We start from the raw sequence: 24,109 nt of genomic DNA on the forward strand, positions 1-24,109 counted from the left end.
GGGATGCTGGGCGCGGAACCCGCCGGAGCGCTCCGCGCCTGCTCCTCGCTGATCGGGTCCACGCGCCGAGGGTAGCGGCAGGTCGGCGCCGCGTAGCCGATTCGCGCCGTGGCGCTACGGTGAGGGCGACGGAGGGGGAGCGCATGGCACGGGTGGCCGCGATCGACTGCGGGACGAACTCGATCCGCCTGCTGGTCGCGGATGTGACCACCGGCTTCGACGGGGTGCCCGCGCTGCGCGATGTGCACCGCGAGACCCGGATCGTGCGGCTCGGCCAGGGCGTCGACGCCACCGGCGAGCTCGTGCCGGAGGCGATCGAGCGCACCCGCGCCGCCCTCGCCGACTACACCGCCGTGTTGCGGCGCAAGGGCGCCGAACGCGTCCGCATGGTGGCCACGAGCGCCACCCGCGACGCGCGCAACCGCGACGACTTCTTCGGCATGGTCCGCGACACCCTCGGCGTCGACGCCGAGGTGATCTCCGGGGACGAGGAGGCCCAGCTCGCCTTCACCGGCGCCGTCGGTGACCTCGACCCGGACGACGGGCCGTTCGTCGTGGTCGACGTCGGGGGCGGGTCCACGGAATTGGTCGTCGGCACGATCGAGGACGGTGCGGCCGCGGTGCGCGCCGCCCGGTCGGTCGACATCGGCAGCGTCCGGATCACCGAGCGGTGCCTGCACGGCGACCCACCCACCGCGGCCGAGGTGGCCGAGGGGCGCGAGCTGGCCGCAGCCGTGCTGCACGAGGCGTTCGACGCCGTGCCCGTCGACGGCGTGCGCACCTGGGTCGGCGTCGCGGGCACGATCACCACGCTGTCCGCGGTGGCGCAGGGCCTCGAGCAGTACGACCCGGACGCCGTGCACCTGTCCCGGATCCCCCGGGCCGACCTGCACCGGATCGCCGACGAGCTCCTCGGGATGACGCGCGAGGAGCGCGGCCGCCACGGCGGCATCCACCCCGGCCGCATCGATGTGATCGGCGGTGGGGCGCTGATCGTCGACGTGCTGGCCGCCGAGCTGCACGCCCGCGCCGGCATCTCCGAGCTGGTCGTGAGCGAGCACGACATCCTCGACGGCATCGCCCGCTCCATCGCCTGACCCGGCGAGTCCCCCACCCGGCCGCGCGAGTCTCCCGTCTCATGGCGCGAGTCCCGCATTCGGCCAGGGCGAGTCTCCCGTCTCGCCGTGCGAGTCCCCCATCTGGCCGGCGAGTCCCGCGTTTCGTCGGGCGAGTCGCGCATCCGCGCGGCCGGGTTCTCCGTTCGGTATGGGGCTTTCGGCCACTGGAACGCGGGACTCGCGCCAAGTCGGGCGAGTCTCCCGTCTGGCCGCGCGAGTCCCGCGTCGGTGCGGCTGAGTTCTCCGTACGGATTGGGGCTCTCAGCCGGCGGAACGCGAGACTCGCCGGAGTGGGTGGGGGACTCGCGCGGGAGGGGGTGGGCGTGCGTAGCGTGGAAGCCGTGGGGACGAGCGCCGGGGGGACGAGCGCGGCCACGGGGGGCTTCCGGAGCGTCGCCGAGATGGATGCGGCGCTCGTCGACTGCCGCGCCTGCCCGCGCCTGGTCGCCTGGCGGGAGCGGGTGGCCGCGGAGAAGCGAGCCGCGTTCCGCGACCAGGAGTACTGGGGCAGGCCGGTGCCCGGGTTCGGGCCCACGGACGCGCGGCTGCTGATCGTCGGGCTCGCCCCGGCCGCGCACGGGGCGAACCGCACGGGCCGGATGTTCACCGGCGACCGCTCCGGTGACGTCCTGTACGCGGCGCTGCACGCCGTCGGGCTCGCCAACCAGCCGACGGCCGTGCACAGTGGCGACGGGCTGGAACTGTTCGACACCCGGATCACCGCGCCCGTGCACTGTGCGCCGCCGGACAACAAGCCCACGCCGGAGGAGCGCGACCGCTGCGGCACGTGGCTGCGCGCGGAGCTCGCGCTGCTGCGGCCACGGGCGGTGGTGGTGCTCGGGGCGTTCGGCTGGCAGGCGCTGCTCCCCGTGCTCGCCGAGGCGGGCTGGGTGGTGCCCCGGCCGCGGCCGCGGTTCGCCCACGGCGCGCACGTCGACCTCGCGGGTGAGCGGGGCCCGCTGCACCTCTTCGGCTGCTACCACGTGAGCCAGCAGAACACCTTCACCGGGCGGTTGACGCCCGCGATGCTCGAGGACGTGCTCAAACGTGCGGCGGGCGTTGCCAGGCTCACCCCCGGGAGGGAGGTGTCCGCACCGTGAGCAGTGGGAACATGGGTGTCATGGCGCGCAACACGCGGATCGTCGTCGTCGGCGGCGGCTACGTCGGCATGTACACCGCACTGCGGCTCCAGAAGAAGCTGCGGCGCGGCGAGGCCGAGATCACCGTCATCGACCCGCAGCCGCACATGACCTACCAGCCGTTCCTCCCGGAGGCGGCGGCCGGCTCGATCGAGCCGCGTCACGTGGTGGTGCCGCTGCGCAAGGTCCTGCGCAAGTGTCACCACCTCACCGGTCGGGTCACCTCGATCAACCACGCGGCGCGCGAGGTCACCGCCGAGCTGGTCTCGGGCACGGTCACCACGCTCGGCTACGACGTGCTCGTCGTGGCGCCCGGGTCGGTGGCGCGCACGCTCCCGGTGCCGGGGCTGGCCGAGCGGGGTATCGCGTTCAAGACCGTCGGCGAGGCGATCTACCTGCGCAACCACGTGCTGGGGCAGCTCGACGCGGCCGCCACCACGGTCGACCCCGAGCTGCGGCGCCGGCTGCTCACGTTCCTCGTGGTCGGTGGCGGCTACGCCGGGATCGAGGCGCTCGCCGAGCTGCAGGACATGGCCCGGTACGCCACGCGCTACTACGAGAACATCGCGCCGGAGGACCTGCGCTGGGTGCTCGTCGAGGCGGCGGGGCGGATCATGCCCGAGGTCGGGCCGCGGATGGGCCGCTACACCGTCGAGCGGCTGATGGAGGCCGGGATCGAGGTCTTCCTCGACACCCGGGTGAAGACGATGGAGGACGGCCACGTCGTCCTCGACGACGGCACCGAGTTCGACACCGACACGATCGTCTGGACCGCGGGCGTCAAGCCGAACCCGATGCTCGAGCACACCGACCTGCCGCGCGACAGCCGGGGCCGGGTCGAGTGCACGGCTGAGCTGCAGGTGGTCGGGATGCCCGAGGTGTTCAGCGCGGGCGACTGCGCGTCGGTGCCCGACCTGTCGAAGGACGACCCGGAGGCCCGCACCAGCCCGTCGGCCCAGCACGCGGTGCGCCAGGCCAAGGTGCTCGCCGACAACATCGTGGCGCACCTGCGCGGGCGGCCGCTGAAGAAGTACGAACACAGCTACGCCGGTTCGGTGGCCAGCCTCGGCCTGTACAAGGGCGTGGCGGAGATCTACGGCGTCAAGCTCCGCGGGCCGATCGCGTGGTTCATGCACCGCACGTACCACGTGAGCCGCATGCCCACCTGGAACCGGCGCATCCGCATCGTCTTCGACTGGACGGGCGCGCTGTTCCTCGGGCGCGAGGTCGTGGCGCTCGGCCAGCTCATGGACCCGAAGGCGGAGTTCAGCCGAGTCGCGGGCCCGAGCAAGCGCACCGCGGAGGAGAAGAAGGACCCGGAGCCGGTCGCCACCGGACCCAAGAACGCCTGATCGCCCGGGGCGGGCGCCGGCCGTAGGCTGGGCGCGCGCCCCCGTGGCCCAACCGGCAGAGGCAAGCCCCTTAAAAGGGCTCGTGTGTGGGTTCGAACCCCACCGGGGGCACGTACTGCATCTCCACGAGCAGCGCCTGTCTACGCCGACGGCGCCACCGAGGTCACCCTCCGGATCACCTCCTGGGACCGGCGCCGGCGGCTCGACCTCTTCGTCAAGGAGGTCGTCGCGGCTGCGGGGGCAATGAGGCCGGCCCCGCCGGGCTCGCACAACGGTCGTGGTGCCGGCACACCGGTTGCAGTCGGTGTGTGAGGGCCGGAGGTTGTGTGTGAGCTCGTCGGGGTGGAGGCCGGCCTTCCGTGGGGCGTCCGCGAGGCGGCTGGGGCGCTCGCACATCGGTTGTGGTGCCGGCACACCGGTTGCAGTCGGTGTGTGAGCGCCGAAGCCGGTGTGCCAGCCGCCAGCCCCTGCCGACGCCTCCACCGGTCTCCGGGCGCTCACACACCACCTCTCGCGCCGACACACCAGTTGCAGTCGATGTGTCGACGCTCGCGCTGATGTGCCAGTGCCGAAGTCGATGTGCCAGCGACAGCGCCGCCGAGGGAGACACCAGCGCCGACGTCGTCCAGGCGCTCGCACACCAGGTGTGGTGCCGGCACACCGGTTGCAGTCGGTGTGTGAACGACTGAGGTGGTGTGTGGGCTAGCGGGGGGTGCCGCCACGGACGCCGCGGCGTAGCTCTTCCCGATGGCCTCCAGTTCGGCCGGGTCGATGACGTCGTCGAGGCGGTCGAAGCCGTCCGGGGCGCGGCGCTCGACCTCGTCGATCACCATCTCCGGCCCGCCGACGCGGTTGCCCAGCACGATCTCGCGCTCTTGGACCGGTCGCCAGCGCTGTCGTAGACGTAGACGCGAACTCACTCCCATACCGACGAGGCGCGCGCAGTGTGCCGGGCTGACCGCTCGTGCTACTTTCTGGCCGTGCGGTCAGAAAATGCGACGGCTGGTCAGAAGCGGCCGTCCTTCATCGAAGAGGCGCGCCGCGCCCAGATCATCGAGAGCGCCATCGAGACGTTCGCCGAGCTGGGTTACGCCGGCACGTCGCTCGCGCGCATCGCGGAGCGCGCCGGCATCAGCAAGGGCGTGATCTCCTACCACTTCGCGGGCAAGACCGAGCTGATGGAGCAGATCGTCGAGGAGGTCTACCGCGAGATCGGCGAGTTCGTCCTGCCGCGGATGGAGGAGCAGCCCACGGCGTGCGGCGCGCTGCGGGCGAACATCCGGTCGGTGGCCGCCTACATGCGCGACCGGCGGGCCCACCTTCTCGCGCTCGGCGAGATCTTCCACAACGTCCGCGACGCGGAGGGCAGGCGCCGGTACGGCGCCGCCTTCAACGAGCCGGTGCACCGCGCCCGGGAGGAGCTGTTCCGCCGCGGCCAGCGGTCCGGCGAGCTGCGCCGCTTCGACACGCGCGTGATGGCCGTGTCCGTGCAGGCCGCGATCGACGCGATGTTCGCCTACTGGGTGGCCCATCCCGACCACGACATGGCGGCGCACGCCGAGGAACTGGCTGACCTGTTCGAGCACGCCATGCGCGCCGCGGCTCCGGAGGGCGTGGTCGAGCGATGACCCGGTCCACCACCACCCGCCCCCGGCTCGGGTACGTCGACAACCTGCGCACCGCCCTGACGGCCCTGGTCGTGATCCACCACGCCGCGCTCGGGTACGGCACCATCCCGGGTTGGTTCTACGTGGAGCCGCCTGCCGACGCCTCGGCGGTGCTGCTGGACGTGCTGGTGCTGCTCGACCAGGCGTTCTTCATGGGCGCCTTCTTCCTCATCTCGGCGCTCTTCGTCCCCGGGTCCTACGACCGCAAGGGGGCGGGCCGGTTCCTCTCCGACCGCCTGCTGCGCCTGGGGGTGCCGCTGGTGTTCTGGCTGCTGGTGCTGCGTCCCCTGGTGACGGTGGACCGTTTCGTGCAGGAGCGCGACGCCGCCGCCCGGCACGGCGTCGACCTGCCCTACTGGCAGTTCTCGCTGCAGTCGATCAACCCGGGACCGATGTGGTTCGTCGGGGTGCTGCTGGTGTTCAGCGCGCTGTACGTGCTGTGGCGGCGGCGGTCCGACGACGGGCGGCACGCCGCACCGGTCCCGGCCGCCGAGCGCGCACCCGGAGCCGGCGCCATCGCCGGTTTCGTCGCCGGACTGGCCCTGGTGACCTACCTGTGGCGCATCGTGGTGCCGATGGACGTGCAGGTCCCCGGCCTGCCGACGGCCGCCTACCTGCCGCAGTACGCGGCGTTGTTCGTCGTCGGGCTGGTCGCGGCCCGCCGAGGGTGGACGGCGGGGTTGTCCCGGGCGGCGGGGCGGGCCGGGTTCGCCACCGCGGCCGTCGCCGCGGTGGCGATCGTCCTCCTGTTGATGAACGCCGGGGCCGACGCGGTGCTGGGTGGCGGCACCTGGCCGTCCCTGCTGATGGCGGCCTGCGAGCAGGCGTTCGCTGTCGGGATCGTCGTAGGCCTGCTGGTGCTGTTCCGGGAGCGCGCCGACCGGCAGGGGCGACGCGCCCGGTTCCTGTCGGCGCACGCCTTCGCCGTCTACGTCGTCCACCCCGTGGTGCTGGTCGCCCTGGGCCACGCGCTCAGCGGTGTGCAGGCGCCTGCCGTGGCGAAGTTCGCGCTGCTGGCCGTGCTCGGGGTGCCGCTGTGCTGGGTCGTGGCGTTCGTGGTCCGCAGGCTGCCGGGCGCCCGGAGGGTGCTCTAACCCGCCACCGCCGCGCGTGTCAGCCTGCCGTTGGCGCGCAGGGTCGCGATCGCGCCGACGGTCGCGTACCCGCGCCACTCGAGCTCGGCCGCGGGCGAGTAGCTGGCGAAGTCGACGGACCAGCCGCCGTCGTCGTGCTGCGTGGACTCGAGCCGGTCGACTTCGGCCTCGACGACCTCCGGCCGGAACAGCCCGCGGGAGGGGCGGCCGGGCAGGGGCGAGAAGTCGAGCGGTCGCAGGACCTCGCCGGGCGAGCCGCCCGCCACCGGGACGATGCCGTCGTCCGGGAAGAAGCGGCGCAACCGGTCGATCCGGTCGGCGGCGTCGGGCCGTGTGGCGGCCAGCTCGTCCAGGAACCGGACCGCGAAGGACAGCTCGATCGCGTGCGGGGCGGCGTCCAGCGCGTCGATCCGGGCCAGGCAGTACTCGACGGCTCGGCCGGTCCACCGGTGGCCTGCGACGGCCCGGTCGTGGGCCGCCACCCGCAGCGCGACGCCCGTCACGAACGCCGTGCTGTGCAGCGTGGAGACCGCCGGATCCGCCTGAGCCCAGAACGGCGCGCAGCCGCTGTCGTCGGCCACCGGCACGGCGAACGGCAGCCCGCCGTCCGGCAGCGTGATCGTCTCGAGCCAGTCGCAGAGCTGCGCTGCGCGCGGGGTGGTGCGCGGACCGATCTCGGCGAAGACCTCGAACGCGTGCAGCGCGCCGCCCGGCTGGCTCTCCGGCGCGCGCAGGTCGGGCTCGAGCCCCCAGCCGTACCCGCCGTCGGGGTTGCGGTAGCCGTCGACGGCGGCGAGCACGGCCTCCGGCGGCGCGGCGCCGATGAGGAACTCGTAGCGGCGCCGGTCGAGCAGGCGGGCGTGGCGGGCGAGGAAGGACTCCGCGGCCTTCAGGTCGATGGACATGGCCCCAGCCTGCTCGCCTCGGGGTGTGACGTCGTGAACAGATCGGACACGTTCAGCGAATCCACAGCGTCCGGAACGCACCATGCCGGGATGCCCACGACGGTCCGCTCGGGAGTGCGCTTCGACGGCGCGGTGACCTGGCTCGTCCTGTGCTCGGCCACGGTCGCGGTGCTCTACAGCTCGCAGCTCCTGCCGTTCTACGACTACTACCAGTGGCTCTTCCAGGGCCACGTCGTGTCGGGTCTGCTGTTCGGGACGGATGCGAGCTCCCTCGGGCTCGCCCGCACCTACTCGCTCGACCCCGTGCCGGTGCCCAACCTCGCCGCACCGCTCGGCATCGCCGTGCTCGACGTGTTCCTGCCGATCGAGGCCGCGGGGCAGCTCTTCGTCGTCCTCACGGTGCTCGCGTTCGCGATCTCCTTCGGCTACCTGGTGCGCACCCTGCAGGGCCGAGCCACGCCGATCGAGTTCCTCGGGTTCCTGTGGGCCCCGGGCTTCTACCTCTACAAGGGCTACCTCAGCTTCATGGTGGGGCTCGCCCTCGTGTTCGTGCTCGTCGCGGTGCTGCACCGGGCGGTGGGGACGCCGGACGGCCCGGGCCGCGGGCGCCTGGTGCAGCTGGGCCTGCTCGGCGTCGGGCTCTACCTGACCCACCTGGTGGCGTGGGGGATCGGCGGGCTCGCCGTCCTCCTGCACGCGCTGGTCCTCGCCCGCACCGGGCGCGGCCGCCGGGCCCTGTTCCTGCTCGGCACGGTGCTACCCGGCGTGCTGCTGGCGGCCTGGTACGTGGGCGCCGAACGCGGCGGCGACGGCGTCGTCCTGTACTCGTCGTGGTTCGACAAGGCGATCTCGCTGACCGAGACGTTGCAGCTGTTCCTGCGGCTCGACCCGTTCCCCGCGGTGTGGCCGCTCTTCTGGCTCAACCTGGGGCTCGCGGTCGCGTTCACCGCGCTCGTGTTGTTCCAGCTCGACCGGCGGGCGTTGCGCGCCGCGGTCGAGGGCAGGCCGGTGCTCTGGCTCGCCGGCCTGCTCGCAGGTATCGCCCTGGTGCTGCCGATCAGCATGATCAACGGTCTGATCAAGCCCGACGAGCGGTTCGTGATGCCCGCGCTGCTCCTGGCGGTCGCGGCGTTGCCGTACCGGGCCGTCCGGGCGCGGCTGACGGTCGTGACCGGCCTGCTCGTGGTCGGCGTCCTCGGGCTGCACGCCGTGGAGTACGTCGACGTCGGCCGGCGGATCGCGCGGGTGGACGCGGCCACGGACGCCGCGGTGCCGGCCGGGTCACCGCTGCTGTACCTGACGGTGCCGTCGCGGCACGGCTGCGAGGACACCCCGGGCGTGACCGTCGGCGTGCCGACCCTCAAGTGGTTCGGAGTCGACCACGCGATCGAGACGGGGCAGGAGAAGGTCAACGTCGACGAGACCTCCATCGTCCGCGCCCGCGAGCCGATGACCGGTGGCATGACCGTCCTCGCGCGTTCGCCCGCGGAAGTGCCGGGCGCGGTGCTGCCCAGCGCGGCCGACCACCCCTACGTCCAGGCGGTGGCGTGCCCAGCCGACCTGGCCGGTGTCGAGCAGGTGCTCGCGCCGGCGTACACGCCGGTCGCCGAGGGCGACGGCTACGCGATCCTGCGGCGGACCTGGTGACGAGGGGTCCGCGTACGGGGTGAGCGCGGTTACGCTGGCCCGATGCCGCCGGGGGCCGATCCGCCGCAGGACCTGCGGTTCTGTCGCAGCGCCGACGGCACGCGCCTGGCCTACGCCGTGCATGGGGCGGGGCCGCCGCTGCTGCTGGCGTCGTGCTGGCTCAGCCACCTGGAGTTCGACTGGCAGAGCCCGGTGTGGCGGCACTTCCTGCTCGACATCGGCCGGTTCGCCACCGTCGTGCGGTACGACGAGCGCGGCTACGGCCTCTCCGACCGGGAGGTGCCCGACTACGGTCTCGACGCCCGGCTCGCCGACCTCGAGGCGGTGGCCGACGCCGCGGGGCTCGACAGGTTCGCGCTGCTGGGCATGTCTCAGGGCGGGCCGGTGGCGGTCTCCTACGCCGTGCGGCACCCGGACCGGCTCAGCAGGCTCGTCCTCTACGGCACGTACGCGGTGGCGATCAGCCGGGACCCGGAGGGCGCCGAGCTGGAGCAGACGTTCCAGCAGATGATCAAGGTCGGGTTCGGCCGGAAGGACAGCACCTTCCGGCGGGTGTTCACCACGCTCATGATCCCCGACGCCACCGAGGAGCAGGCGGGCTGGCTCGACGACCTGCAGGCGGTGGCGACGAGCCCGGACAACGCGGTGCGCTCCCGCGCGGCGCGGATGCGGGTGGACGTCTCCGACCTCGCGCCGGCGGTCACGGTGCCCACGCTCGTGCTGCACGCCCGCGGCGATCGCATGGTCGAGTTCGCCCGGGGGCGCGAGCTGGCCGCGCGGATCCCGGGCGCGCGGTTCGTGACCCTGGACAGCGACAACCACATCACCCTCGCCCACGAAGCGGCCTGGCCCGTGCTGCTCGACGAGCTCGCGGCGTTCCTCGCCGCCGACCGCATCGCCGCCCGTGCCCCCGACGCGGTGCTGCGGCTGCTCACCGAGCGCGAGCTCGACGTGCTGCGGCTGGTCGGTCGCGGGGACGACAACCAGGAGGTGGCGCGCCAGCTCGCGATGTCGGTGCGCACCGTGGAACGGCACCTCACGAGCGTCTACAGCAAGCTCGGCCTGTCCGGGCGCTCGGCCCGCGCGGCCGCGGTGGCGCGGCTGCTCACCCACGGGTGAGGGCTACGTGTTCACCGCCATCGCCCGCGGACCCGGCCCGCGGAAGTCGGCGGCCGACCCCGATCCGCCGCGGGTCCGCGGTTCCTAACGTCGTCCCGGTCGTACCGATGACACGGAGAGGACGACCGCCATGACCGCCCCGACCACCACCACGACCACCACGAACAAGGCCGTGATCAGCCTGACCACGGGCCTGGAGGACGCCGAGCGGGTCACCGTCGCGATGCTCGTGGCCTTCGCCGCGGCCGAGGAGGGCCGCCCCACGCTGGTGTTCCTCACCAAGGAGGCCGTCCGCCTGGCCGTCCCCGGCGTCGCCACCGGCACGGCGTGCGCGGGCTGCCCGTCGCTCGCGGACCTGATCGAGCGCTACCAGACCGCCGGCGGCACGTTCCTGGTCTGCCCGATCTGCTTCACCGCCAAGCAGCTCGACGAGACGAACCTGATCAAGTCGGCCGAGATCGGCGGCACCGTGCCGATGTGGCGCTGGATAGGCGACGGCGCGACGACGTTCAGCTATTGACGGCAAGCGCGTAGGTTCCCGCTCGTGGACGGCGCCGAGGCCTGGGAGGTCGGGGAGGCCTACGAGCGGTACGTCGGCCGATGGAGCCGCGTGGTCGCCGAGGTCGTCGTGCGCCGGCTCGGAGTGCCCGCCGGCGCACGGTGGCTGGACGTCGGCTGCGGCACCGGCGCCCTGACCGCGGCCGTGTTGCGGCACTGCGAGCCGGCCGGTGTGTTCGGCATCGACCCGTCGAGGGGCTTCATCGGCCACGCCCGCCGGTCGGTGGCCGACCCGCGGGCGCACTTCGCGGTGGCCGACGCCCGTGCGCTGCCGTTCCGCGACCGGTGCTTCGACGCCGCGGTGAGTGGGCTCGTGCTCAACTTCGTCGCGGATCCAGAGGAGGCGCTCGGGGAGCTGGTGCGGGTGACGGCGCCCGGCGGCGTGGTGGCCGCCTACCTGTGGGACTACGCCGAGGGCATGCAGATGATCCGCCACTTCTGGGACGCCGCCACCGAGCTGGACCCTGCGATGGCGGAGCGGGCCGAGGGGCGCCGGTTCCCGCTGTGCCGGCCCGGGCCCCTCGCGGCGCTCTGGCGTGCGGCCGGCCTCACCGGCGTCGACGTGGAGCCCGTCGACGTCCCCACCCGGTTCCGCGACCTCGACGACTTCTGGGATCCGTTCCTCGGCGGCCAGGGCCCCGCTCCCGGGTACGTCAGCTCGCTCGACGACCGCGGGCGCGCGGGGCTGCGCGGGCTGCTGGGCGACCGCCTCCCCGTGGAGCCGGACGGCTCGATCCGGCTGTTCGCGCGGGCCTGGGTCGTGCACGGGTCCCGCTGACCGCCGGCCGGAAACCCCGGAACAGGCCGGCGACGAGCGCACCCCCTCTGGGGACGCCCGCCGCCGGGTTCAGGGGTGGGAGCGGGCCTAGCGACGCCCGCCCGCGGCGCGCAGCCGTTCCATCTCCTTGCCGATCTCCCACAGCCGGCAGGGCCACACCGGCGCGGTGGTGGTGGGGAGCCGGCAGCCGCGGCAGTGGCCGGTGTCGTCGGGACTGTGTTCGGCGAGGATGTGGCGCACCGCCGACGTGGTGAAGGTGGCCGCGAGGACCTCGGCGATGCTGTGGATCTGGTCGCTCGGTTCCCGGGCCACCGGAGCCGCGCCCATCACGCGATCCGCAGGTCGCGCAGACCTGCCGCCCGTCGTTCTCGTCGACCTGCCCGCGAGCTCCCCCTCGCTGTACCCCGCAACACCGCTGCTCCTCTCGCCGGTTGGCGCTCCGTCGCTCACCGTGCCGCCGATCGTCGGGGGCCGGAAACCCGGCCCGAACGACGAGCTCGGGCGCCCGTCAGACGGCTCGTGCCGTCGATTCCCCTGAAGCGTTCGAGGCTCCGCTGAGTGAAGTCTCGGACACATAGAGCAGTGTGACGGTCACAGGTTGCAAATGCAAGCCGACGCTGCACATGCATTGGTGCACGTGCAGACGAGCGTGCACTTGAGTCCTGCACGGCCGAAATCCCGATCTTCGGGGTGACCGACAGGCACGCACGGAGAGTGCTCGCCTGCCAGAAGCCCTGATCAGGGGCCACTCATTCGGATGAACCGGGCTGCGTTCGTCGACTGCAGGTGCGCAAGCCATATGCACGTGCATATGCAGGCTGCTACCGTCAGCGACGCACGCCGTTCTGTTCGACCACCCGGAAGGTGATCAAGATGGCGAACGATCGCATCGTGGTGCCGGCGCAGGAGATCGACGGCGCCCACTGGCGCAAGAGCTCGTTCAGCGGGCAGCACAACTGCGTCGAGGTCGCGATGCTGGACCATGGCGACGTGGCCGTGCGCCACTCGCGCCAGCCGGCCGGCCCCGCGCTCGTGTTCACCCCCGACGAGTGGTCGGCGTTCCTCCAGGGCGCCTGGCACGGCGAGTTCGGCGAGCGCCCCGCGCGCTGACCACCGGGTTCGCCCCGCTCCGACTGCCGCCCGGCGTGCTCCTCACGCCGGGCGTCGGTGTGTCCGGACCGGCTGACGCACTGCGCGACCCGCACGTCAGGGCTGTCGCGGCAGCAGTGAAGTGCTGCTCGGGGATGTTGATCGGAGCGAGAAGTACGTCCCTGTATGCGCGGCGACCGTGTGGTGCTTCTCGGGACGGGGTCCTGCCGGGCGGTGATCGGCGCCGACCCGCACATGAGCGTTGTCGACACAGCTGTGGGGTGCGGCTCGGGGTTGTTGATCGGGCCGAGCAGTACGTCACCGCGAGCGGACGACCGTGCGGTGCTTCTCGGGGCCGGGGTGGCGCCGCGGTGACGGCCGGCCGAGGCTCGCCTCGATCTTCGTGGGCACCGGTCACCCGCTCGTGGTCGTGCCCGAGTCGCACGTCAGAGCCGCGAGGACAGCTGTGGGGTGCTGCTGGGGGTCCTTGATCGAAGTGAGTAGTACGTCGTTGTGGGCGTGGCAACTGTGTGGTGCTTCTCGGGGCCGGGGACCTGGTGCCCCGATCGGCGCCGAGCCGCACAGCAGGGCTGCTGGGACAGCAGCGAGGTGCTGCTCGGGGCTGTTGATCGAGCAGTGCGCGGCGGGTGCGGCGACCCTGTGGTGCTTCTCGGCGCGGGGAGCCGGCTAGAGCTCGGCGATCGCCTTCGAGAGCATCTGCCGGGAACGGTCCGGGGTCTCCGCGTCGACGGTGAGGCGGTCGAGGGCGCGGCTGAAGATCTCGATCTCCTCGACGCCGTCGAGCATGACGGCCCCGCCGAGGTGCTCGATGTAGACGACGTCCGGCAGCTCGGGCTCGGCGAAGCGCAGGAGGGTGAAGGGGCCCTCCGCGGCGTAGCCGCTGAGCTGCGTGGGCACGATCTGGATCGTGATGTGCGGCTGCTTCGACATCTCGAGCAGGAACTGCAGCTGCTCCTTCAGCACCCTGCGTCCGCCGATCGGGCGGTGGATCACCGACTCGTCGATGACCGCCCACAGTCGGGGCGGGTTCGGGTTGGTGATCAGGGTCTGGCGCTGCATGCGCAGGTGGATGCGCTTCTCGGTGTCGGGCGGTGCGTAGTCGGGGCGGCCGCGCGTGAGCACGGCGCGCACGTACCCCTCGGTCTGCAGCAGGCCGGGGACGAACTGCAGCTCGTAGGTGTGGATGCGCGATGCCGATTCCTGCATGCCGACGAAGTCCTGGAACCAGCTCGGCGTGACGTCCGTGTAGCGGCGCCACCAGCCCGGCTCGTTGGCCCGGCGCACCATCTCGAGGAACTGCTCGCGCTCCTCGGGGTCGCTGACGCCGTACATGGTGAGCAGGTCGGCGACGTCGCGTTCCTTGAACGCCACGCGGCCGAGCTCGAGCCGGGAGACCTTGGAGTCGGACGCTCGGATCTGGTAGCCGGCGTCGGCGCGCGAGATGCCTGCGTTCTCGCGCAGCTTGCGCAGCTGGGTGCCGAGCACGATCCGCCGTGCGGTGACCCCGCGGGCGTCGGCGGACAGCGCGGAGCTGGGCTCGGCGCGGCCACCCTCGGCCATCGCTCCTCCTCGCGGACTTCCGGCTCCGTTGTTCGGGCCCCACCCCACTTCCCGCTGATGGGAGAACGAGCAAGGCCGGCACTCTGCTGGACGATGACCGTACACGGGAAGAAGGGCAAGTGGAGGATCGCGTCCGAGGTTCAACACGATCAGTCCTTGCCCTACACTCGTCTGGCCGCCGTAGACTCCCGGGTTCCCGAGATCAACTACCGAGTGAGGCGAGTGTGTCGAGTACCGAGGAAGAGGTCGTTCCCGCCTACATCGATGTGTCGAAGGCCAGTGTTGCCCGGGTCTACGACGCCTTCCTGAACGGCAAGGACAACTACGAGATCGACCGCGAGGTTCTGCGGCGGATCCAGAAAGTCGCTCCCGAGGCCACTCAGCTCGGATGGGACAACCGGGAATTCCTCATTCGTGCGAGCCGGTTCATCGCGAGCCAGACCGGCGTGAAGCAATACCTCGACTGCGGTTCCGGTCTGCCCACCGCGGAGAACACCCACCAGGTCGTGCAGCGGATCGACCCCGAGTCCAAGGTCGTCTACGTCGACAACGACCCCGTGGTGCTGGCCCACGGCCGTGCGCTGCTCGAGGAGAACGACCAGACCCACCTCATCGGTGCCGACATCTTCGAGCCGAGCGAGGTGCTGCAGAACGAGGTCGTGCGCAAGAACCTCGATTTCTCCGAGCCGATCGCGCTGTACCACTGCGGCACCATGCACCATTACACGGGTGACCGGTACGCCGAGATCATGCGGGAGTACATCGACGCATTGCCGTCGGGTTCGTACGTGGCGCTGAGCCACTTCTTCGACCCGGAGACCGACGAGTACAGCGCGCTCGCGCGCAAGATGGAAGACATCTTCCTGCACAGCCCGATGGGGAGCGGGTCGTTCCGCACCCGGGAACAGATCCTCAGCATGTTGGAGGGGCTCGAACTCGTCGAACCGGGTCTCGTGCTTTGTGCCAACTGGTGGCCCGACGGCCCGCGGGTGCGTCCGATGCCGTCGGTCTCCTACACCATCGTCGGCGCGGTCGGCCGCAAACCCTGAGCCGTCCGTCAAGGCCGGGCAACGGTTCTTCCGTTCCGCGGAAGTGACGTTGCCCGGTTGCGGCCTGCGGCGGTTTGCTCCGGGCTCCGCACGCGCTTCCTGGAGGTCGCCATGGCCCCGGCTCCCACCCTTGTCCTCGTGCACGGCGCGTGGCACGGGCCGTGGGTGTGGCGCAGGCTGGTCGGGGAGCTCGCCGACCTCGACGTCCGCACCGTGTCCCTCCCCTCGGTGGGTCCCGACGCGAGCGCGCTCGCCGACATGCGCACCGACGCCGAGGCCGTGCGGGCGGCGGTGGCGGTGGTGGACGGGCCGGTGGTGGTGTGCGCCCACTCCTACGGCGGCGTGCCGGCCACGCAGGGCCTGGCAGGCGCCTCCAATGTCGTCGGGCTGGTCTACCTGTGTGCGTTCCAGCTCGACATCGGGGAGTCGGTGCTCGGGGCCGCCGGCGGCGACGTCCCGAGCTGGTGGGACGTGCACCGCACGGAGGGCTACGTCGACGCGCTGCGCCCGTTCGAGGTGTTCTACGCCGACGTGCGCCCGCACACGGCGCGCGGCGCGGTCGCCCGGCTGGGTCACCAGTCACTGACTGCGTTCGAGCAGCCGCTCACGAACGCGGCCTGGCGCACGATCCCGAGCACCTACGTCGTGTGCGAGCGGGACGCGGCGATCCCCGTGGCGTCGCAGGAGGCGATGGCGCAGCGCGCCGACCGGGTGCTGCGGATGCCCGGTTCGCACTCCCCGTTCCTGTCCCGGCCCGCGCAGCTGGGCGGGGTGCTGCGGGCGGAGTTGCTGGCGGCGGCCCGTACCGGCGCGGGCCGCTGACGCGGGCGGTCAGACCCGGTTGCGGTGCCGGCGCGCCGCGGCGCCGAGCGCCGCCGCCAGTGCGACGCCCGCGAGGAGCGGCGGGGCGAGGAACAGGGCCCCGACCGGCCAGAGGTTCGCCCCGATGACCTCCGCCGTGGCGCTGAACCAGCAGAACAGCACGACGGCGGGCACCGCGACGCCCAGCAGGGCGGCCACCGGGCCGCGCGCGTAACCGCCCGCGAAGGCCAGCACCGCCAGCCCGGCCAGCGCCGCGGCCCAGTGCCCGGCCGTGAGTGGGGACTCCCAGGTCTGCGGGTCGGCGGTGGGCACCGAACTCCAGTCGGCCGGGAACGCGACCAGCCACAGCACCACCGTGGCGACGGCCAACGCCGCGACGAACGGGGCGGCCCTCATCCGGCCTCGACGAACGCGATCAACGGCTCGACGTGCACCGGGGTGGTGAGGCTGTTGGCGATGAAGCACTCCCGGTGTGCCACCTCGACGAGGTGACGCACCCGTTCCTCTGTCGGGCCCGCGACGAGCGTGATCCGCGGCCGCAGCACGATCTCGGAGAGCCGCACCGGACGCAGCGTCTCCGGCATCAGCGCGGTGGCGTCGTCGCGGTAGTCGCGCACGTCGAGCCGGGCGCGCGCGGCCACCGCGAGGAACGACAGCAGCTGGCAGGACGCCGCGGAGAGCACGAGGAGCTGCTCGGGGTTGAGCCGGGTGGGATCGCCGAGGAACGCCGGGTCGGACGAGAGCGCGAGCTCCTGCTCGGCGGGCGGGGTGCTGCCACGGTGCCCGCGGTCGTAGGCCGGGTAGCCACCCGCGGTGGAACCGGACCAGGAGCACAGGGCGCGGTAGGTGTGGACCGGCTGCTCGGTCATCTGCGGCCGGTCAACGGGCCGGGGCGCCGGCGTCGCGGACCCCGGTGGGGTCGCCGGACCGGCGCCGGGCGAGCGGCCCGCGCGAGCGGCGACGCAGCCATCCGCGGCCCTTCTGCAACGCCGTGCTCACGCCGTTGGGGCCACGCTTCGCCTCGATGAGATCGCCGATCCGGCCGAGCACCCAGGCGAGCAGCGGTACGCCGATCGTGAGAATCAGCCACCACCGCAGCCGGGCGGACAAGAACGCCCACATCGACGGCCACCTCCAGCAGGTTCCCCGAGTGTCGAATTCCCCAGTGCCGAGTGCCGGAGCGTATGCGGCGCGGCCGCTGCGTGCACGTGCAAACCGGGGTACGTCCCCTGGACGACCGGCGCGAACGCTCCCGCGGCCCGTGCGTGCGGGCTACCATTCGACGATGGCGGGCGACCGTCCTGTCCTGCTGGGGCTGCTGCTCTACGTCCTCGTCGCGGTGCTGCCCACCGCGCTCTTCTGGGTGGTCGTGCGGCTGCTCCCCGCCGCCGCCACGGCGTGGATCGAGCGTCGCAGGCGCCGTCACGTCGCACCGGCCGGGCCGCCGCTCGAGTCCGTGGTCGCGAACCTGCGCCGGCTGCGCCGCGAGGTGTGCTGCGGCTGTTTCCGCAACCAGGTGCGCCGCCGGGCCACGCTCGAGGCGTACGACGAGACGCTGCTGGAGTGCTGCCGGCTCGTGGCCGTGGACGCCCCGCTCGCCACCGCGGATCCGCGGGACCGGCCCTTCGCCCGGCTCCTCACCGAGGCCGCCCTGGAGCGCGCGGGGATCGCCCTGGACCCGCCGTGACCGAATCGCAGTAAAGTCATCTTTACCGAACGGGGAACGTCCAAGGGCGCTCCCTCGTTGAAGTGCACGGACGCATGATTCGCTTCCGAGGAGGACCCAGGTGCGCACCAGCAGCAACCCGGCGTTCCGCAACCTGCCCGGTGGGCAGGGTGGGTACGCCACGTTCGACCGCCAGGGCGGCGCGATGGGCGGGGCCACCGCCTACGCCGACGCCCAGGCCGCGCAGGTCGGCTACGGGCGGGCCGGGGTCGATGAGCGCCCGCTCACCATGGACGATGTCGTCACCAAGACGGCGATCACCGGCGGCGTCGCGCTCGCCGCGGGCGTGCTCACCGCCCTCAGCGGGATGTACTGGCTCGTGCTCCCGGCGTTCATCGCCGGGTTCATCGTCTCGCTGATCGTCATCTTCAAGCAGAGCACGAACCCGGGTCTGGTGCTCACCTACTCGGCCGCCATGGGTGTGGCGCTCGGGGGCATCACCGGCGCGCTGGAGATGTCGGGCACCCAGTTCGAGGGTATCGGCTTCCAGGCCGTCGTCGGCACCGCCGGTGTGTTCATCGGCATGCTGGTCGTCTACAAGACCGGCGCCGTGCGGGTCACACCGAAGTTCACGAAGTGGTTGATGGGCGCCATGTTCGGCGTCGTCATCCTGATGGTGGTGAACCTGGTCGCCAGCTTCTTCACCACCGGCGGCATCGGCCTGCGCGACGGCTCGCCGCTGGCCTACCTGTTCAGCATCGTCTGCATCGGCGTGGCCGCGTTCAGCCTGCTGCTCGACTTCGACATGGCCGACCGCGCCGTCCGCGACGGTGCCCCGGCGAAGTTCGCGTGGTACATCGCGTTCGGCCTGATGACCACCCTGGTCTGGCTGTACATCGAGATCCTGCGGCTCCTGAGCTACCTCCGCCAGGAATGATCCGCGCCTGACGCGAACGGCGCCCGTCCCCGAGCCGGGGGCGGGCGCCGTTCCGCGTCGTCAGGCCATCTCGGGCACGCGCAGGTGGGCGAGCGCGAGCTCGAACTCACCGACCTCCACGATCTCGATCCCGGCCTCCCGCGTGGCTCGCTCGCGCAGTTCGTCGGCCTCCGCGCGGCAGCGCTCCATCGCCTCCTGGCTGTCGAACACCACCGAGGACACGGCGTAGCCGTCAGAGCGGTCCACCATCAGGCTGGCACTGCAGAAGCCCTCGAACTCCTGCGTGGCCGGCAGCACCCCCATGCGGTAGACGTCGATGCCGCGGTCCATCTCCTCGGGCGCCATCCGCACCCACGTGGCCCGGACGCAGGCGCCGGGCGCCGAGTTGTGGTCGCGGTGCATGACCGCGATCTCCCACACGTCGACCTGCGGCCGCCCGCCGAGCACGTCGGCGACCCGCTCCCGCAACGGCTGGACCCGCTGCGCCGTGGCGTTCATCGCCTCCTCGGACTGCCACGCCGTGGTGATGATGCAGTAGCCCGTCATCCGGTCGACGAGCATGGACATCCCGACGCAGCCCTCCAGGTCCAGCACCTCGGGCATGATCTCGTCACGGATGAGCGCGATACCCGCGTCGAGCGATTCCGGGTGCGCGCGGATCGTGGTGGAGCGTGCGTGCACGACCCACCCCCTTGGAGGTCGGGGCAGCGCCCCGGCGGCGCCGCCGGAGTCCCACACCTTCCTCCGGCGCTACCCGCCGGGCAAGGGGTCAGCTCAACCGTTCGACGATCATCGCCATGCCCTGGCCGCCGCCGACGCACATGGTCTCCAGCCCGATGGTCTTGTCGTGGGCGCGCAGGCCGTTGAGCAGGGTGGTGGTGATGCGGGCGCCCGTCATGCCGAACGGGTGGCCGAGTGCGATGGCGCCGCCGTTGACGTTCAGCTTCTCCTCGTCGACGCCCAGATCGCGGGCCGACGGCAGGACCTGGGCGGCGAACGCCTCGTTGATCTCGACGAGGTCGACGTCGTCGAGGGTCATGCCGGCACGGGCGAGCGCCTGCTTCGACGCCTCGACGGGGCCGAGGCCCATGATCTCGGGGGAGAGCCCGGTGACGCCGGTGGAGACCACGCGGGCGAGCGGGGTGACGCCCAGCTCGGCGGCCTTCGTGTCGGACATGATCACGAGGGCGGCTGCGCCGTCGTTGAGCGGGCAGCAGTTGCCCGCGGTGACCCGGCCGTCAGGGCGGAAGACGGGCTTGAGCTGGGAGACCGCCTCGTAGGTGACGCCCGCCCGCGGCCCGTCGTCCTTCTCGACCACGGTGCCGTCGGGCAGGGTGACCGGGCTGATCTCGCGGGCGAAGAAGCCGTCGGCGATGGCCTTCTCGGCGAGGTTCTGCGAGCGGACACCGAAGTGGTCCATGTCCTCGCGGGTGACGCCCTTGAGCCGGGCGAGGTTCTCCGCGGTCTGGCCCATGGCGATGTAGACGTCGGGCAGGTGCTCGTCGGCGCGCGGGTCGCTCCACGAGTCGGCGCCGTTCTCGGCGATGTGACGGGTGCGGTCCTCGGCGTCGGCGAACACGGGATTGTGGGTGTCGGGCAACGAGTCGGAGCTGCCCTTGGTGAAGCGCGAGACGGTCTCGACACCCGCGGAGATGAAGACGTCGCCCTCGCCCGCCTTGATGGCGTGCAACGCCATGCGCGTGGTCTGCAGCGACGAGGAGCAGTAGCGGGTGATCGTGGTGCCGGGCAGCGTGTCGTGGCCGAGGAGGACGGCGACCACCCGGGCCATGTTGAAGCCCTGCTCGCCGCCGGGGAGGCCGCAGCCGAGCATGAGGTCGTCGATGTCGGCCGGATCGAGTTGCGGGACCTGCGCGAGCGCGGCGCGCACCATCTGCACGGTCAGGTCGTCCGGGCGGATCGTGGTGAGCGATCCCTTGTGCGCGCGGCCGATGGGGGACCGGGCCGCCGCGACGATCACGGCTTCGGGCATGGTCGTTCCTCCTCGCACGGGCTGGGTTCACGGCGGAGCCTACGCGCCGGTAACCCCTCGTGGGGGCGGCAGAACCCGACACCCGTTCGCAGGGTTGTGCGCGATCCTCGTCGTCATGACCGCATGGAAGGACGTCGAGGACGCAGTACCCGAGTTCGCCGCGCGGGTCCGGAAGATCTTCGCCGCGCACAAGCACAAGACGATCGCCACGCTGCGGGCCGACGGCGGGCCCCGCATCTCGGGCATCGAGGCGGAGTTCGCCGACGGCGAGCTGACCTTCGGCTCGATGCCCGGCGCGCGCAAGGGTGCCGACCTGCACCGGGACCCTCGGTTCGCACTCCACAGCCCCTCGGTGGACCCGCCGGAGGGCAACCCGGCCGGTTGGGCGGGTGACGCGAAGATCGCGGGCCGGGCGGTTCCGGCCGGCACCGTCGGCGGCGACGCCGACGGCGAGCAGTTCCGCGCCGACATCACCGAGGTCGTCGTCACCGGGCTGAATCCCGAGGCCACGAAGCTGGTGATCGAGAGCTGGACGCCCGGCCGGGGGTTGCGGCGGGTGGAGCGGGAATAGCGGGAGCAGTCGGAGCCGCGCTGCTCCCGGTGCCGCGCTGCCTCCGGTGGCGCCGGGCCTCCGGTGGTGCCGCTGCTTCTGGTGGCGCCGGGGCCTCCGGTGGCGCCGCGCATCGTGCGGGGCCGCCTCTCACGCGTCAAGGGCGCCTTCGGCGGGCGCGAGCGCTTCGCACCCCTTGACCCGTGAGCCCCTGCGGCCCCTCCCAGGCATCACTTGGGCAGGCCGGGGCCTGGCCTCTTGGCGCGCGCCGCCTGCGGCCGGTTTCTGGCATGATCACGGGTTCGGCGCGTTCCCGGGCGAAATCGACCCGGGAATGCGCCAAACCTCTGATCATGGGCCAAATTGGTGGCCCAGGGTCGTCGATCAAGGGCAAATGGTCGCTAGATGATCCGCGGCGCCACCAGGAGGCCGGTGCAGGAGGAGGGCCGCTGTCGATTCCGCGTGTCCCCGTTCGTCGTCATGCTGGTGGCCACCCGGGCCACCGCGGGACACGACGAGGAGCCGGACGTGAAATACATGCTGTTGATCTACGGGGCGCCGGAGGTGCAGCCGCAGACACCCGAGGCCATCGACAAGGTGATGGACGAGTACTGGGCCTACGAGAAGGCCGTGGCCGACGCCGGCGTGCGCATCGCGAGCGACGCGCTGCAGGGGGTCGAGACGGCCACGACCGTCGAGGTCCGCGACGACGGGGAACGGGTGGTGACCGACGGGCCGTTCGCCGAGACGCGCGAGATCCTGGGCGGTTACTACCTGCTCGACGTCCCCGATCTCGACGCGGCGCTCGACTGGGCGGCCCGCTGCCCCGGTGCGCACCACGGGAGCCGGGTCGAGGTGCGGCCGGTCATGGAGTTCGAGGAGCCGTGAACGGGGTGGCCGGCTCCGTGGAGTCCGTCTTCCGGGAGGAACGGGGCCGGCTGCTCGCCGCGCTGGTGCACCGGTTCGGCGACCTCGACCTGGCGGAGGAGGTCGCCTCCGAGGCGGTGGCCGCGGCGCTGGAGCGGTGGCCGGTGGACGGGGTGCCCGCCCGGCCGGGCGCGTGGCTGCTCACGACCGCGCGGCGCAAGGCGGTGGACCGGCTGCGGCGTGACCGGGCCTACGCGGCGCGGCTCGCGGTGCTGCAGGCGGAGGCCGATCGGGACGGACCGGCCGCGCCGCCCGCCGAGGACGGGGACGTGCCCGACGAGCGCCTGCGCCTGTTCTTCACCTGCTGCCACCCCGCCCTCCCGCTCGACGCGCAGGTGGCGCTCACCCTGCGTTGCCTGGGCGGGTTGTCGACGCCGGAGGTGGCGCGGGCGTTCCTGGTGCCGCCGGCCACGATGGCGCAGCGCATCGTGCGGGCCAAACGCAAGATCAAGGCGGCGCGGATCCCGTTCCGGGTGCCGGAGGCGGACGAGTTGCCCGCGCGGTTGCCCGGCGTGCTCCGCGTCCTCTACGCGATCTTCACCGAGGGGTACGCGGCGAGCGCCGGCCCGGAACTGGTGCGCGGCGACCTCGCCGACGAGGCGATCCGGCTGGCGCGGATCCTGCGCCGGCTGCTCCCGCTGGAGCGGGAGGTGACGGGGCTGCTGGCGTTGCTGCTGCTCGTCGACGCCCGCCGCGACGCGCGCACGGGCCCGGACGGGCAGCTCGTGCTGCTCGCCGACCAGGACCGTTCGCGGTGGGACCGCGGGTCGATCGAGGAGGGCCGGGCGCTCGTGGTGGCGGCGTTGCGCGGCGGCCCGCCCGGTCCGTACGCGCTGCAGGCGGCGATCGCCGCGGTCCACGACGAGGCCGCCGACGTCGCCACCACCGACTGGCCGCAGGTGGTGGCGCTCTACGACGTGCTCACCGACGTCGCCCCGTCCCCGGTGGTGGCGCTCAACCGGGCTGTCGCCGTCGCCATGCGCGACGGTCCCGCGGCCGGGCTCGCGCTGCTGGACGGGCTCGCGGGCGAGGAGCGGCTGCGCGGCTACCACCTCCTGCCTGCTGTCCGTGCCGACCTGCTGCGCAGGCTCGGCCGGTGCGGGGAGGCGGCCGCTGCCTACGAGGAGGCGCTGGCGGCGGTGGGCAACGACGCGGAACGAGAGTATCTGGCGCGCCGGCTCGAGGAGGTGCGCGCCGCGGTCAGGTCGTGCGGCGGGCCACCAGCTCCCGCAGCCTCGCCATCGCCCGGTGCTGGGTGACACGCACGGCCCCGGAGGTCGACCCGACGGCCGCGGCCGTCTCCACGGCCGTCATCCCGAGGGCCACGCGCAGCACCAGGATCTCCCGGTGGTGCTCGGGGAGCTGGTCGAGCAGGTTCCGCAGCTCGGCGAGCAGGCCGCCGCGCATCGCGGACTGCTCGGGGCCGTGGTCCAGGTCCGGCGCGTCCGGCACGACGTCCGTGGGCACCGACCGGTCGCGGCCGGCCGCCCGGTAGGCGTCCACCACCTTGTTGCTCGCGATGCCGTACACGAACGACATCACGCGCTTGTCGGGCTGCCAGCGCCGCAGGGCGCCGACCACGGCCATCAGGGTGTCCTGGGCGATGTCCTCCGCGGACTGCGTGCCGAGCGTCCCGAGCCCGATCCGCGCGCGGCAGTACTGCACGACCATCGGCCGGATCCGGCCGAGCAGCCCTTCGAGCGCCCCCTGGTCACCGGCGGCGGCGAGCGTGGCGAGGCGGTTCAGCTCGGCATCCCGAGCGGCCGACCGGGCCCGGTCGGCCCGCTCGGCTTCGTCGGCACCGATCACCTCGTCCCCGGTGGCTGACACCGGCGCCCCTCCTGCCCCCTCGCGGAAGGCCCGGTCGGCGGGCGCGGTGTGCCGCCCGCGCCCGGTCTCGTCCGAATGACCTCCGACCGGTCGACCCGCCCCTCGTCCCGGTTACTCTCCGACGGCGAACAGTAGTCCGTACGCGCCCTCCCGCGCTGCCGTTCGGCGGCCGTACACGGCGGCCGGTGCGGATCGGGCGCATTCGCCCGTGTTACACGGCGCCTCCGCGCCGCTCGGCGCTGCGCGGGTACCCGATCGGTGGAGCAGGTGCCGGTCGCCCCACCGATCCGC

General features: G+C 72.5%; 27 protein-coding genes and 1 tRNA gene. 18 read left to right on the forward strand and 10 right to left on the reverse strand.

What is annotated here, in order from left to right; all coding sequences use genetic code 11:
• Nucleotides 1–143 precede the first annotated feature (143 nt).
• The 4 genes from ACFPL3_RS13570 (at nt 144) to ACFPL3_RS13585 (ending at nt 3,720) form a co-directional block, all read left to right on the forward strand.
• On the forward strand, nt 144–1,097 hold the full coding sequence (locus tag ACFPL3_RS13570; RefSeq protein ID WP_343942277.1) for a Ppx/GppA phosphatase family protein: 954 nt from the start codon (nt 144–146) through the stop codon (nt 1,095–1,097).
• A gap of 422 nt (nt 1,098–1,519) precedes the next feature.
• Entirely contained in the window at nt 1,520–2,218 is a 699-nt protein-coding gene (locus tag ACFPL3_RS13575) for a uracil-DNA glycosylase (protein ID WP_343942350.1), read from the forward strand.
• An 11-nt stretch (nt 2,219–2,229) separates the two neighbouring features.
• Nucleotides 2,230–3,609 (forward strand): NAD(P)/FAD-dependent oxidoreductase, encoded by a 1,380-nt coding sequence (locus tag ACFPL3_RS13580; protein WP_343942351.1) that lies wholly within the window; start codon nt 2,230–2,232, stop codon nt 3,607–3,609.
• A gap of 37 nt (nt 3,610–3,646) precedes the next feature.
• Nucleotides 3,647–3,720, forward strand: a tRNA-Leu gene (locus ACFPL3_RS13585).
• A 386-nt stretch (nt 3,721–4,106) separates the two neighbouring features.
• Here ACFPL3_RS13585 and ACFPL3_RS13590 read toward each other — a convergent pair.
• Nucleotides 4,107–4,472: a hypothetical protein gene (locus tag ACFPL3_RS13590; protein WP_343942278.1), complete on the reverse strand. Its 366-nt coding sequence runs from the start codon at nt 4,470–4,472 to the stop codon at nt 4,107–4,109.
• 117 nt (nt 4,473–4,589) lie between these two features.
• Here ACFPL3_RS13590 and ACFPL3_RS13595 point away from each other — a divergent pair, with 117 nt between their 5' ends.
• Together ACFPL3_RS13595 and ACFPL3_RS13600 are read left to right on the forward strand one after the other, a co-directional pair.
• Complete coding sequence (locus ACFPL3_RS13595; RefSeq protein ID WP_343942279.1) at nt 4,590–5,237, forward strand: TetR/AcrR family transcriptional regulator; 648 nt, start codon at nt 4,590–4,592, stop codon at nt 5,235–5,237.
• Nucleotides 5,234–6,370 carry an acyltransferase family protein gene (locus tag ACFPL3_RS13600; RefSeq protein WP_343942280.1) on the forward strand — a complete coding sequence of 379 codons (1,137 nt, stop codon included), beginning with the start codon at nt 5,234–5,236 and terminating at the stop codon, nt 6,368–6,370. Before ACFPL3_RS13595 ends, ACFPL3_RS13600 begins: the two co-directional genes overlap by 4 nt.
• Here ACFPL3_RS13600 and ACFPL3_RS13605 read toward each other — a convergent pair.
• Complete coding sequence (locus tag ACFPL3_RS13605) at nt 6,367–7,275, reverse strand: hypothetical protein (protein ID WP_343942281.1); 909 nt, start codon at nt 7,273–7,275, stop codon at nt 6,367–6,369. The genes ACFPL3_RS13600 and ACFPL3_RS13605 overlap by 4 nt on opposite strands.
• A 90-nt stretch (nt 7,276–7,365) precedes the next feature.
• Between ACFPL3_RS13605 and ACFPL3_RS13610 the strand changes: the two genes are divergently transcribed.
• The 4 genes from ACFPL3_RS13610 (at nt 7,366) to ACFPL3_RS13625 (ending at nt 11,377) form a co-directional block, all read left to right on the forward strand.
• On the forward strand, nt 7,366–8,922 hold the full coding sequence (locus ACFPL3_RS13610; RefSeq protein WP_343942282.1) for a hypothetical protein: 1,557 nt from the start codon (nt 7,366–7,368) through the stop codon (nt 8,920–8,922).
• 42 nt (nt 8,923–8,964) lie between these two features.
• Nucleotides 8,965–10,041: an alpha/beta fold hydrolase gene (locus tag ACFPL3_RS13615; protein ID WP_343942283.1), complete on the forward strand. Its 1,077-nt coding sequence runs from the start codon at nt 8,965–8,967 to the stop codon at nt 10,039–10,041.
• Nucleotides 10,042–10,171: 130 nt separating this feature from the next.
• Complete coding sequence (locus ACFPL3_RS13620; protein ID WP_343942284.1) at nt 10,172–10,561, forward strand: DsrE family protein; 390 nt, start codon at nt 10,172–10,174, stop codon at nt 10,559–10,561.
• A 24-nt stretch (nt 10,562–10,585) separates the two neighbouring features.
• Entirely contained in the window at nt 10,586–11,377 is a 792-nt protein-coding gene (locus ACFPL3_RS13625) for a class I SAM-dependent methyltransferase (RefSeq protein WP_343942285.1), read from the forward strand.
• Nucleotides 11,378–11,464: 87 nt separating this feature from the next.
• On the opposite strand, the gene ACFPL3_RS13630 is transcribed toward ACFPL3_RS13625, so the two are convergent.
• Nucleotides 11,465–11,704 carry a hypothetical protein gene (locus tag ACFPL3_RS13630; protein ID WP_343942286.1) on the reverse strand — a complete coding sequence of 80 codons (240 nt, stop codon included), beginning with the start codon at nt 11,702–11,704 and terminating at the stop codon, nt 11,465–11,467.
• Between the two features lie 546 nt (nt 11,705–12,250).
• Between ACFPL3_RS13630 and ACFPL3_RS13635 the strand changes: the two genes are divergently transcribed.
• Nucleotides 12,251–12,487 carry a DUF397 domain-containing protein gene (locus ACFPL3_RS13635; RefSeq protein WP_343942287.1) on the forward strand — a complete coding sequence of 79 codons (237 nt, stop codon included), beginning with the start codon at nt 12,251–12,253 and terminating at the stop codon, nt 12,485–12,487.
• Nucleotides 12,488–13,153: 666 nt separating this feature from the next.
• On the opposite strand, the gene ACFPL3_RS13640 is transcribed toward ACFPL3_RS13635, so the two are convergent.
• On the reverse strand, nt 13,154–14,047 hold the full coding sequence (locus ACFPL3_RS13640; RefSeq protein ID WP_343942288.1) for a helix-turn-helix domain-containing protein: 894 nt from the start codon (nt 14,045–14,047) through the stop codon (nt 13,154–13,156).
• A gap of 224 nt (nt 14,048–14,271) precedes the next feature.
• Here ACFPL3_RS13640 and ACFPL3_RS13645 point away from each other — a divergent pair, with 224 nt between their 5' ends.
• Both ACFPL3_RS13645 and ACFPL3_RS13650 read left to right on the forward strand, forming a co-directional pair.
• Complete coding sequence (locus tag ACFPL3_RS13645) at nt 14,272–15,096, forward strand: SAM-dependent methyltransferase (protein WP_343942289.1); 825 nt, start codon at nt 14,272–14,274, stop codon at nt 15,094–15,096.
• 111 nt (nt 15,097–15,207) lie between these two features.
• Nucleotides 15,208–15,918: an alpha/beta hydrolase gene (locus ACFPL3_RS13650; protein ID WP_343942290.1), complete on the forward strand. Its 711-nt coding sequence runs from the start codon at nt 15,208–15,210 to the stop codon at nt 15,916–15,918.
• Between the two features lie 9 nt (nt 15,919–15,927).
• Here ACFPL3_RS13650 and ACFPL3_RS13655 read toward each other — a convergent pair whose 3' ends face one another.
• The 3 genes from ACFPL3_RS13655 to ACFPL3_RS13665 are packed head-to-tail and all read right to left on the reverse strand — an operon-like array spanning nt 15,928 to nt 17,040.
• The gene (locus ACFPL3_RS13655; RefSeq protein ID WP_343942291.1) at nt 15,928–16,314 is read right to left on the reverse strand and encodes a hypothetical protein; all 387 of its coding nucleotides are present in this window, start codon (nt 16,312–16,314) and stop codon (nt 15,928–15,930) included.
• Nucleotides 16,311–16,787, reverse strand: a complete 477-nt coding sequence (locus ACFPL3_RS13660; protein WP_343942292.1) for an OsmC family protein — start codon at nt 16,785–16,787, stop codon at nt 16,311–16,313. Before ACFPL3_RS13660 ends, ACFPL3_RS13655 begins: the two co-directional genes overlap by 4 nt.
• Nucleotides 16,788–16,797: 10 nt before the next feature.
• On the reverse strand, nt 16,798–17,040 hold the full coding sequence (locus ACFPL3_RS13665) for a hypothetical protein (RefSeq protein ID WP_343942293.1): 243 nt from the start codon (nt 17,038–17,040) through the stop codon (nt 16,798–16,800).
• 163 nt (nt 17,041–17,203) lie between these two features.
• Here ACFPL3_RS13665 and ACFPL3_RS13670 point away from each other — a divergent pair, with 163 nt between their 5' ends.
• Entirely contained in the window at nt 17,204–17,605 is a 402-nt protein-coding gene (locus ACFPL3_RS13670) for a hypothetical protein (protein WP_343942294.1), read from the forward strand.
• Between the two features lie 100 nt (nt 17,606–17,705).
• Nucleotides 17,706–18,521 carry a Bax inhibitor-1/YccA family protein gene (locus tag ACFPL3_RS13675; protein ID WP_343942295.1) on the forward strand — a complete coding sequence of 272 codons (816 nt, stop codon included), beginning with the start codon at nt 17,706–17,708 and terminating at the stop codon, nt 18,519–18,521.
• A 60-nt stretch (nt 18,522–18,581) separates the two neighbouring features.
• Here ACFPL3_RS13675 and ACFPL3_RS13680 read toward each other — a convergent pair whose 3' ends face one another.
• Together ACFPL3_RS13680 and ACFPL3_RS13685 are read right to left on the reverse strand one after the other, a co-directional pair.
• Nucleotides 18,582–19,202 carry a hypothetical protein gene (locus tag ACFPL3_RS13680; RefSeq protein ID WP_343942296.1) on the reverse strand — a complete coding sequence of 207 codons (621 nt, stop codon included), beginning with the start codon at nt 19,200–19,202 and terminating at the stop codon, nt 18,582–18,584.
• A gap of 88 nt (nt 19,203–19,290) precedes the next feature.
• Complete coding sequence (locus ACFPL3_RS13685) at nt 19,291–20,511, reverse strand: acetyl-CoA C-acetyltransferase (RefSeq protein WP_343942297.1); 1,221 nt, start codon at nt 20,509–20,511, stop codon at nt 19,291–19,293.
• A gap of 115 nt (nt 20,512–20,626) precedes the next feature.
• Between ACFPL3_RS13685 and ACFPL3_RS13690 the strand changes: the two genes are divergently transcribed.
• The 3 genes from ACFPL3_RS13690 to ACFPL3_RS13700 all read left to right on the forward strand — a co-directional run bounded on the left by ACFPL3_RS13690 (nt 20,627) and on the right by ACFPL3_RS13700 (nt 23,247).
• A complete protein-coding gene (locus ACFPL3_RS13690; protein ID WP_343942298.1) occupies nt 20,627–21,082 on the forward strand; it encodes a pyridoxamine 5'-phosphate oxidase family protein in 456 nt (151 codons plus the stop codon).
• 384 nt (nt 21,083–21,466) lie between these two features.
• Nucleotides 21,467–21,949, forward strand: coding sequence for a YciI family protein (locus ACFPL3_RS13695; RefSeq protein WP_379589050.1), 483 nt, complete (start codon nt 21,467–21,469; stop codon nt 21,947–21,949).
• Nucleotides 21,950–21,954: 5 nt separating this feature from the next.
• On the forward strand, nt 21,955–23,247 hold the full coding sequence (locus tag ACFPL3_RS13700) for an RNA polymerase sigma factor (RefSeq protein WP_379589052.1): 1,293 nt from the start codon (nt 21,955–21,957) through the stop codon (nt 23,245–23,247).
• Here ACFPL3_RS13700 and shbA read toward each other — a convergent pair.
• Nucleotides 23,189–23,818: an RNA polymerase sigma factor ShbA gene (gene shbA, locus ACFPL3_RS13705; RefSeq protein WP_343942300.1), complete on the reverse strand. Its 630-nt coding sequence runs from the start codon at nt 23,816–23,818 to the stop codon at nt 23,189–23,191. The two genes, ACFPL3_RS13700 and shbA, sit on opposite strands and share 59 nt — an antisense overlap.
• Nucleotides 23,819–24,109 lie beyond the last annotated feature (291 nt).

The organism is Pseudonocardia zijingensis (genome assembly GCF_042657305.1).
In the GTDB taxonomy this organism is placed as follows: domain Bacteria; phylum Actinomycetota; class Actinomycetes; order Mycobacteriales; family Pseudonocardiaceae; genus Pseudonocardia; species Pseudonocardia zijingensis.

What these genes read in the sequence shown, in the direction of transcription:
- ACFPL3_RS13570 (WP_343942277.1), top strand. Translation starts at nt 144, where the DNA reads ATGGCACGGGTGGCCGCGATCGACTGCGGGACGAACTCGATCCGCCTG.
- ACFPL3_RS13575 (WP_343942350.1), top strand. Translation starts at nt 1,520, where the DNA reads ATGGATGCGGCGCTCGTCGACTGCCGCGCCTGCCCGCGCCTGGTCGCC.
- ACFPL3_RS13580 (WP_343942351.1), top strand. Translation starts at nt 2,230, where the DNA reads ATGGGTGTCATGGCGCGCAACACGCGGATCGTCGTCGTCGGCGGCGGC.
- ACFPL3_RS13600 (WP_343942280.1), top strand. Translation starts at nt 5,234, where the DNA reads ATGACCCGGTCCACCACCACCCGCCCCCGGCTCGGGTACGTCGACAAC.
- ACFPL3_RS13605 (WP_343942281.1), bottom strand. Translation starts at nt 7,275, where the DNA reads ATGTCCATCGACCTGAAGGCCGCGGAGTCCTTCCTCGCCCGCCACGCC.
- ACFPL3_RS13610 (WP_343942282.1), top strand. Translation starts at nt 7,366, where the DNA reads ATGCCCACGACGGTCCGCTCGGGAGTGCGCTTCGACGGCGCGGTGACC.
- ACFPL3_RS13615 (WP_343942283.1), top strand. Translation starts at nt 8,965, where the DNA reads ATGCCGCCGGGGGCCGATCCGCCGCAGGACCTGCGGTTCTGTCGCAGC.
- ACFPL3_RS13620 (WP_343942284.1), top strand. Translation starts at nt 10,172, where the DNA reads ATGACCGCCCCGACCACCACCACGACCACCACGAACAAGGCCGTGATC.
- ACFPL3_RS13630 (WP_343942286.1), bottom strand. Translation starts at nt 11,704, where the DNA reads ATGGGCGCGGCTCCGGTGGCCCGGGAACCGAGCGACCAGATCCACAGC.
- ACFPL3_RS13635 (WP_343942287.1), top strand. Translation starts at nt 12,251, where the DNA reads ATGGCGAACGATCGCATCGTGGTGCCGGCGCAGGAGATCGACGGCGCC.
- ACFPL3_RS13640 (WP_343942288.1), bottom strand. Translation starts at nt 14,047, where the DNA reads ATGGCCGAGGGTGGCCGCGCCGAGCCCAGCTCCGCGCTGTCCGCCGAC.
- ACFPL3_RS13650 (WP_343942290.1), top strand. Translation starts at nt 15,208, where the DNA reads ATGGCCCCGGCTCCCACCCTTGTCCTCGTGCACGGCGCGTGGCACGGG.
- ACFPL3_RS13655 (WP_343942291.1), bottom strand. Translation starts at nt 16,314, where the DNA reads ATGAGGGCCGCCCCGTTCGTCGCGGCGTTGGCCGTCGCCACGGTGGTG.
- ACFPL3_RS13660 (WP_343942292.1), bottom strand. Translation starts at nt 16,787, where the DNA reads ATGACCGAGCAGCCGGTCCACACCTACCGCGCCCTGTGCTCCTGGTCC.
- ACFPL3_RS13665 (WP_343942293.1), bottom strand. Translation starts at nt 17,040, where the DNA reads ATGTGGGCGTTCTTGTCCGCCCGGCTGCGGTGGTGGCTGATTCTCACG.
- ACFPL3_RS13670 (WP_343942294.1), top strand. Translation starts at nt 17,204, where the DNA reads ATGGCGGGCGACCGTCCTGTCCTGCTGGGGCTGCTGCTCTACGTCCTC.
- ACFPL3_RS13685 (WP_343942297.1), bottom strand. Translation starts at nt 20,511, where the DNA reads ATGCCCGAAGCCGTGATCGTCGCGGCGGCCCGGTCCCCCATCGGCCGC.
- ACFPL3_RS13690 (WP_343942298.1), top strand. Translation starts at nt 20,627, where the DNA reads ATGACCGCATGGAAGGACGTCGAGGACGCAGTACCCGAGTTCGCCGCG.
- ACFPL3_RS13695 (WP_379589050.1), top strand. Translation starts at nt 21,467, where the DNA reads ATGATCCGCGGCGCCACCAGGAGGCCGGTGCAGGAGGAGGGCCGCTGT.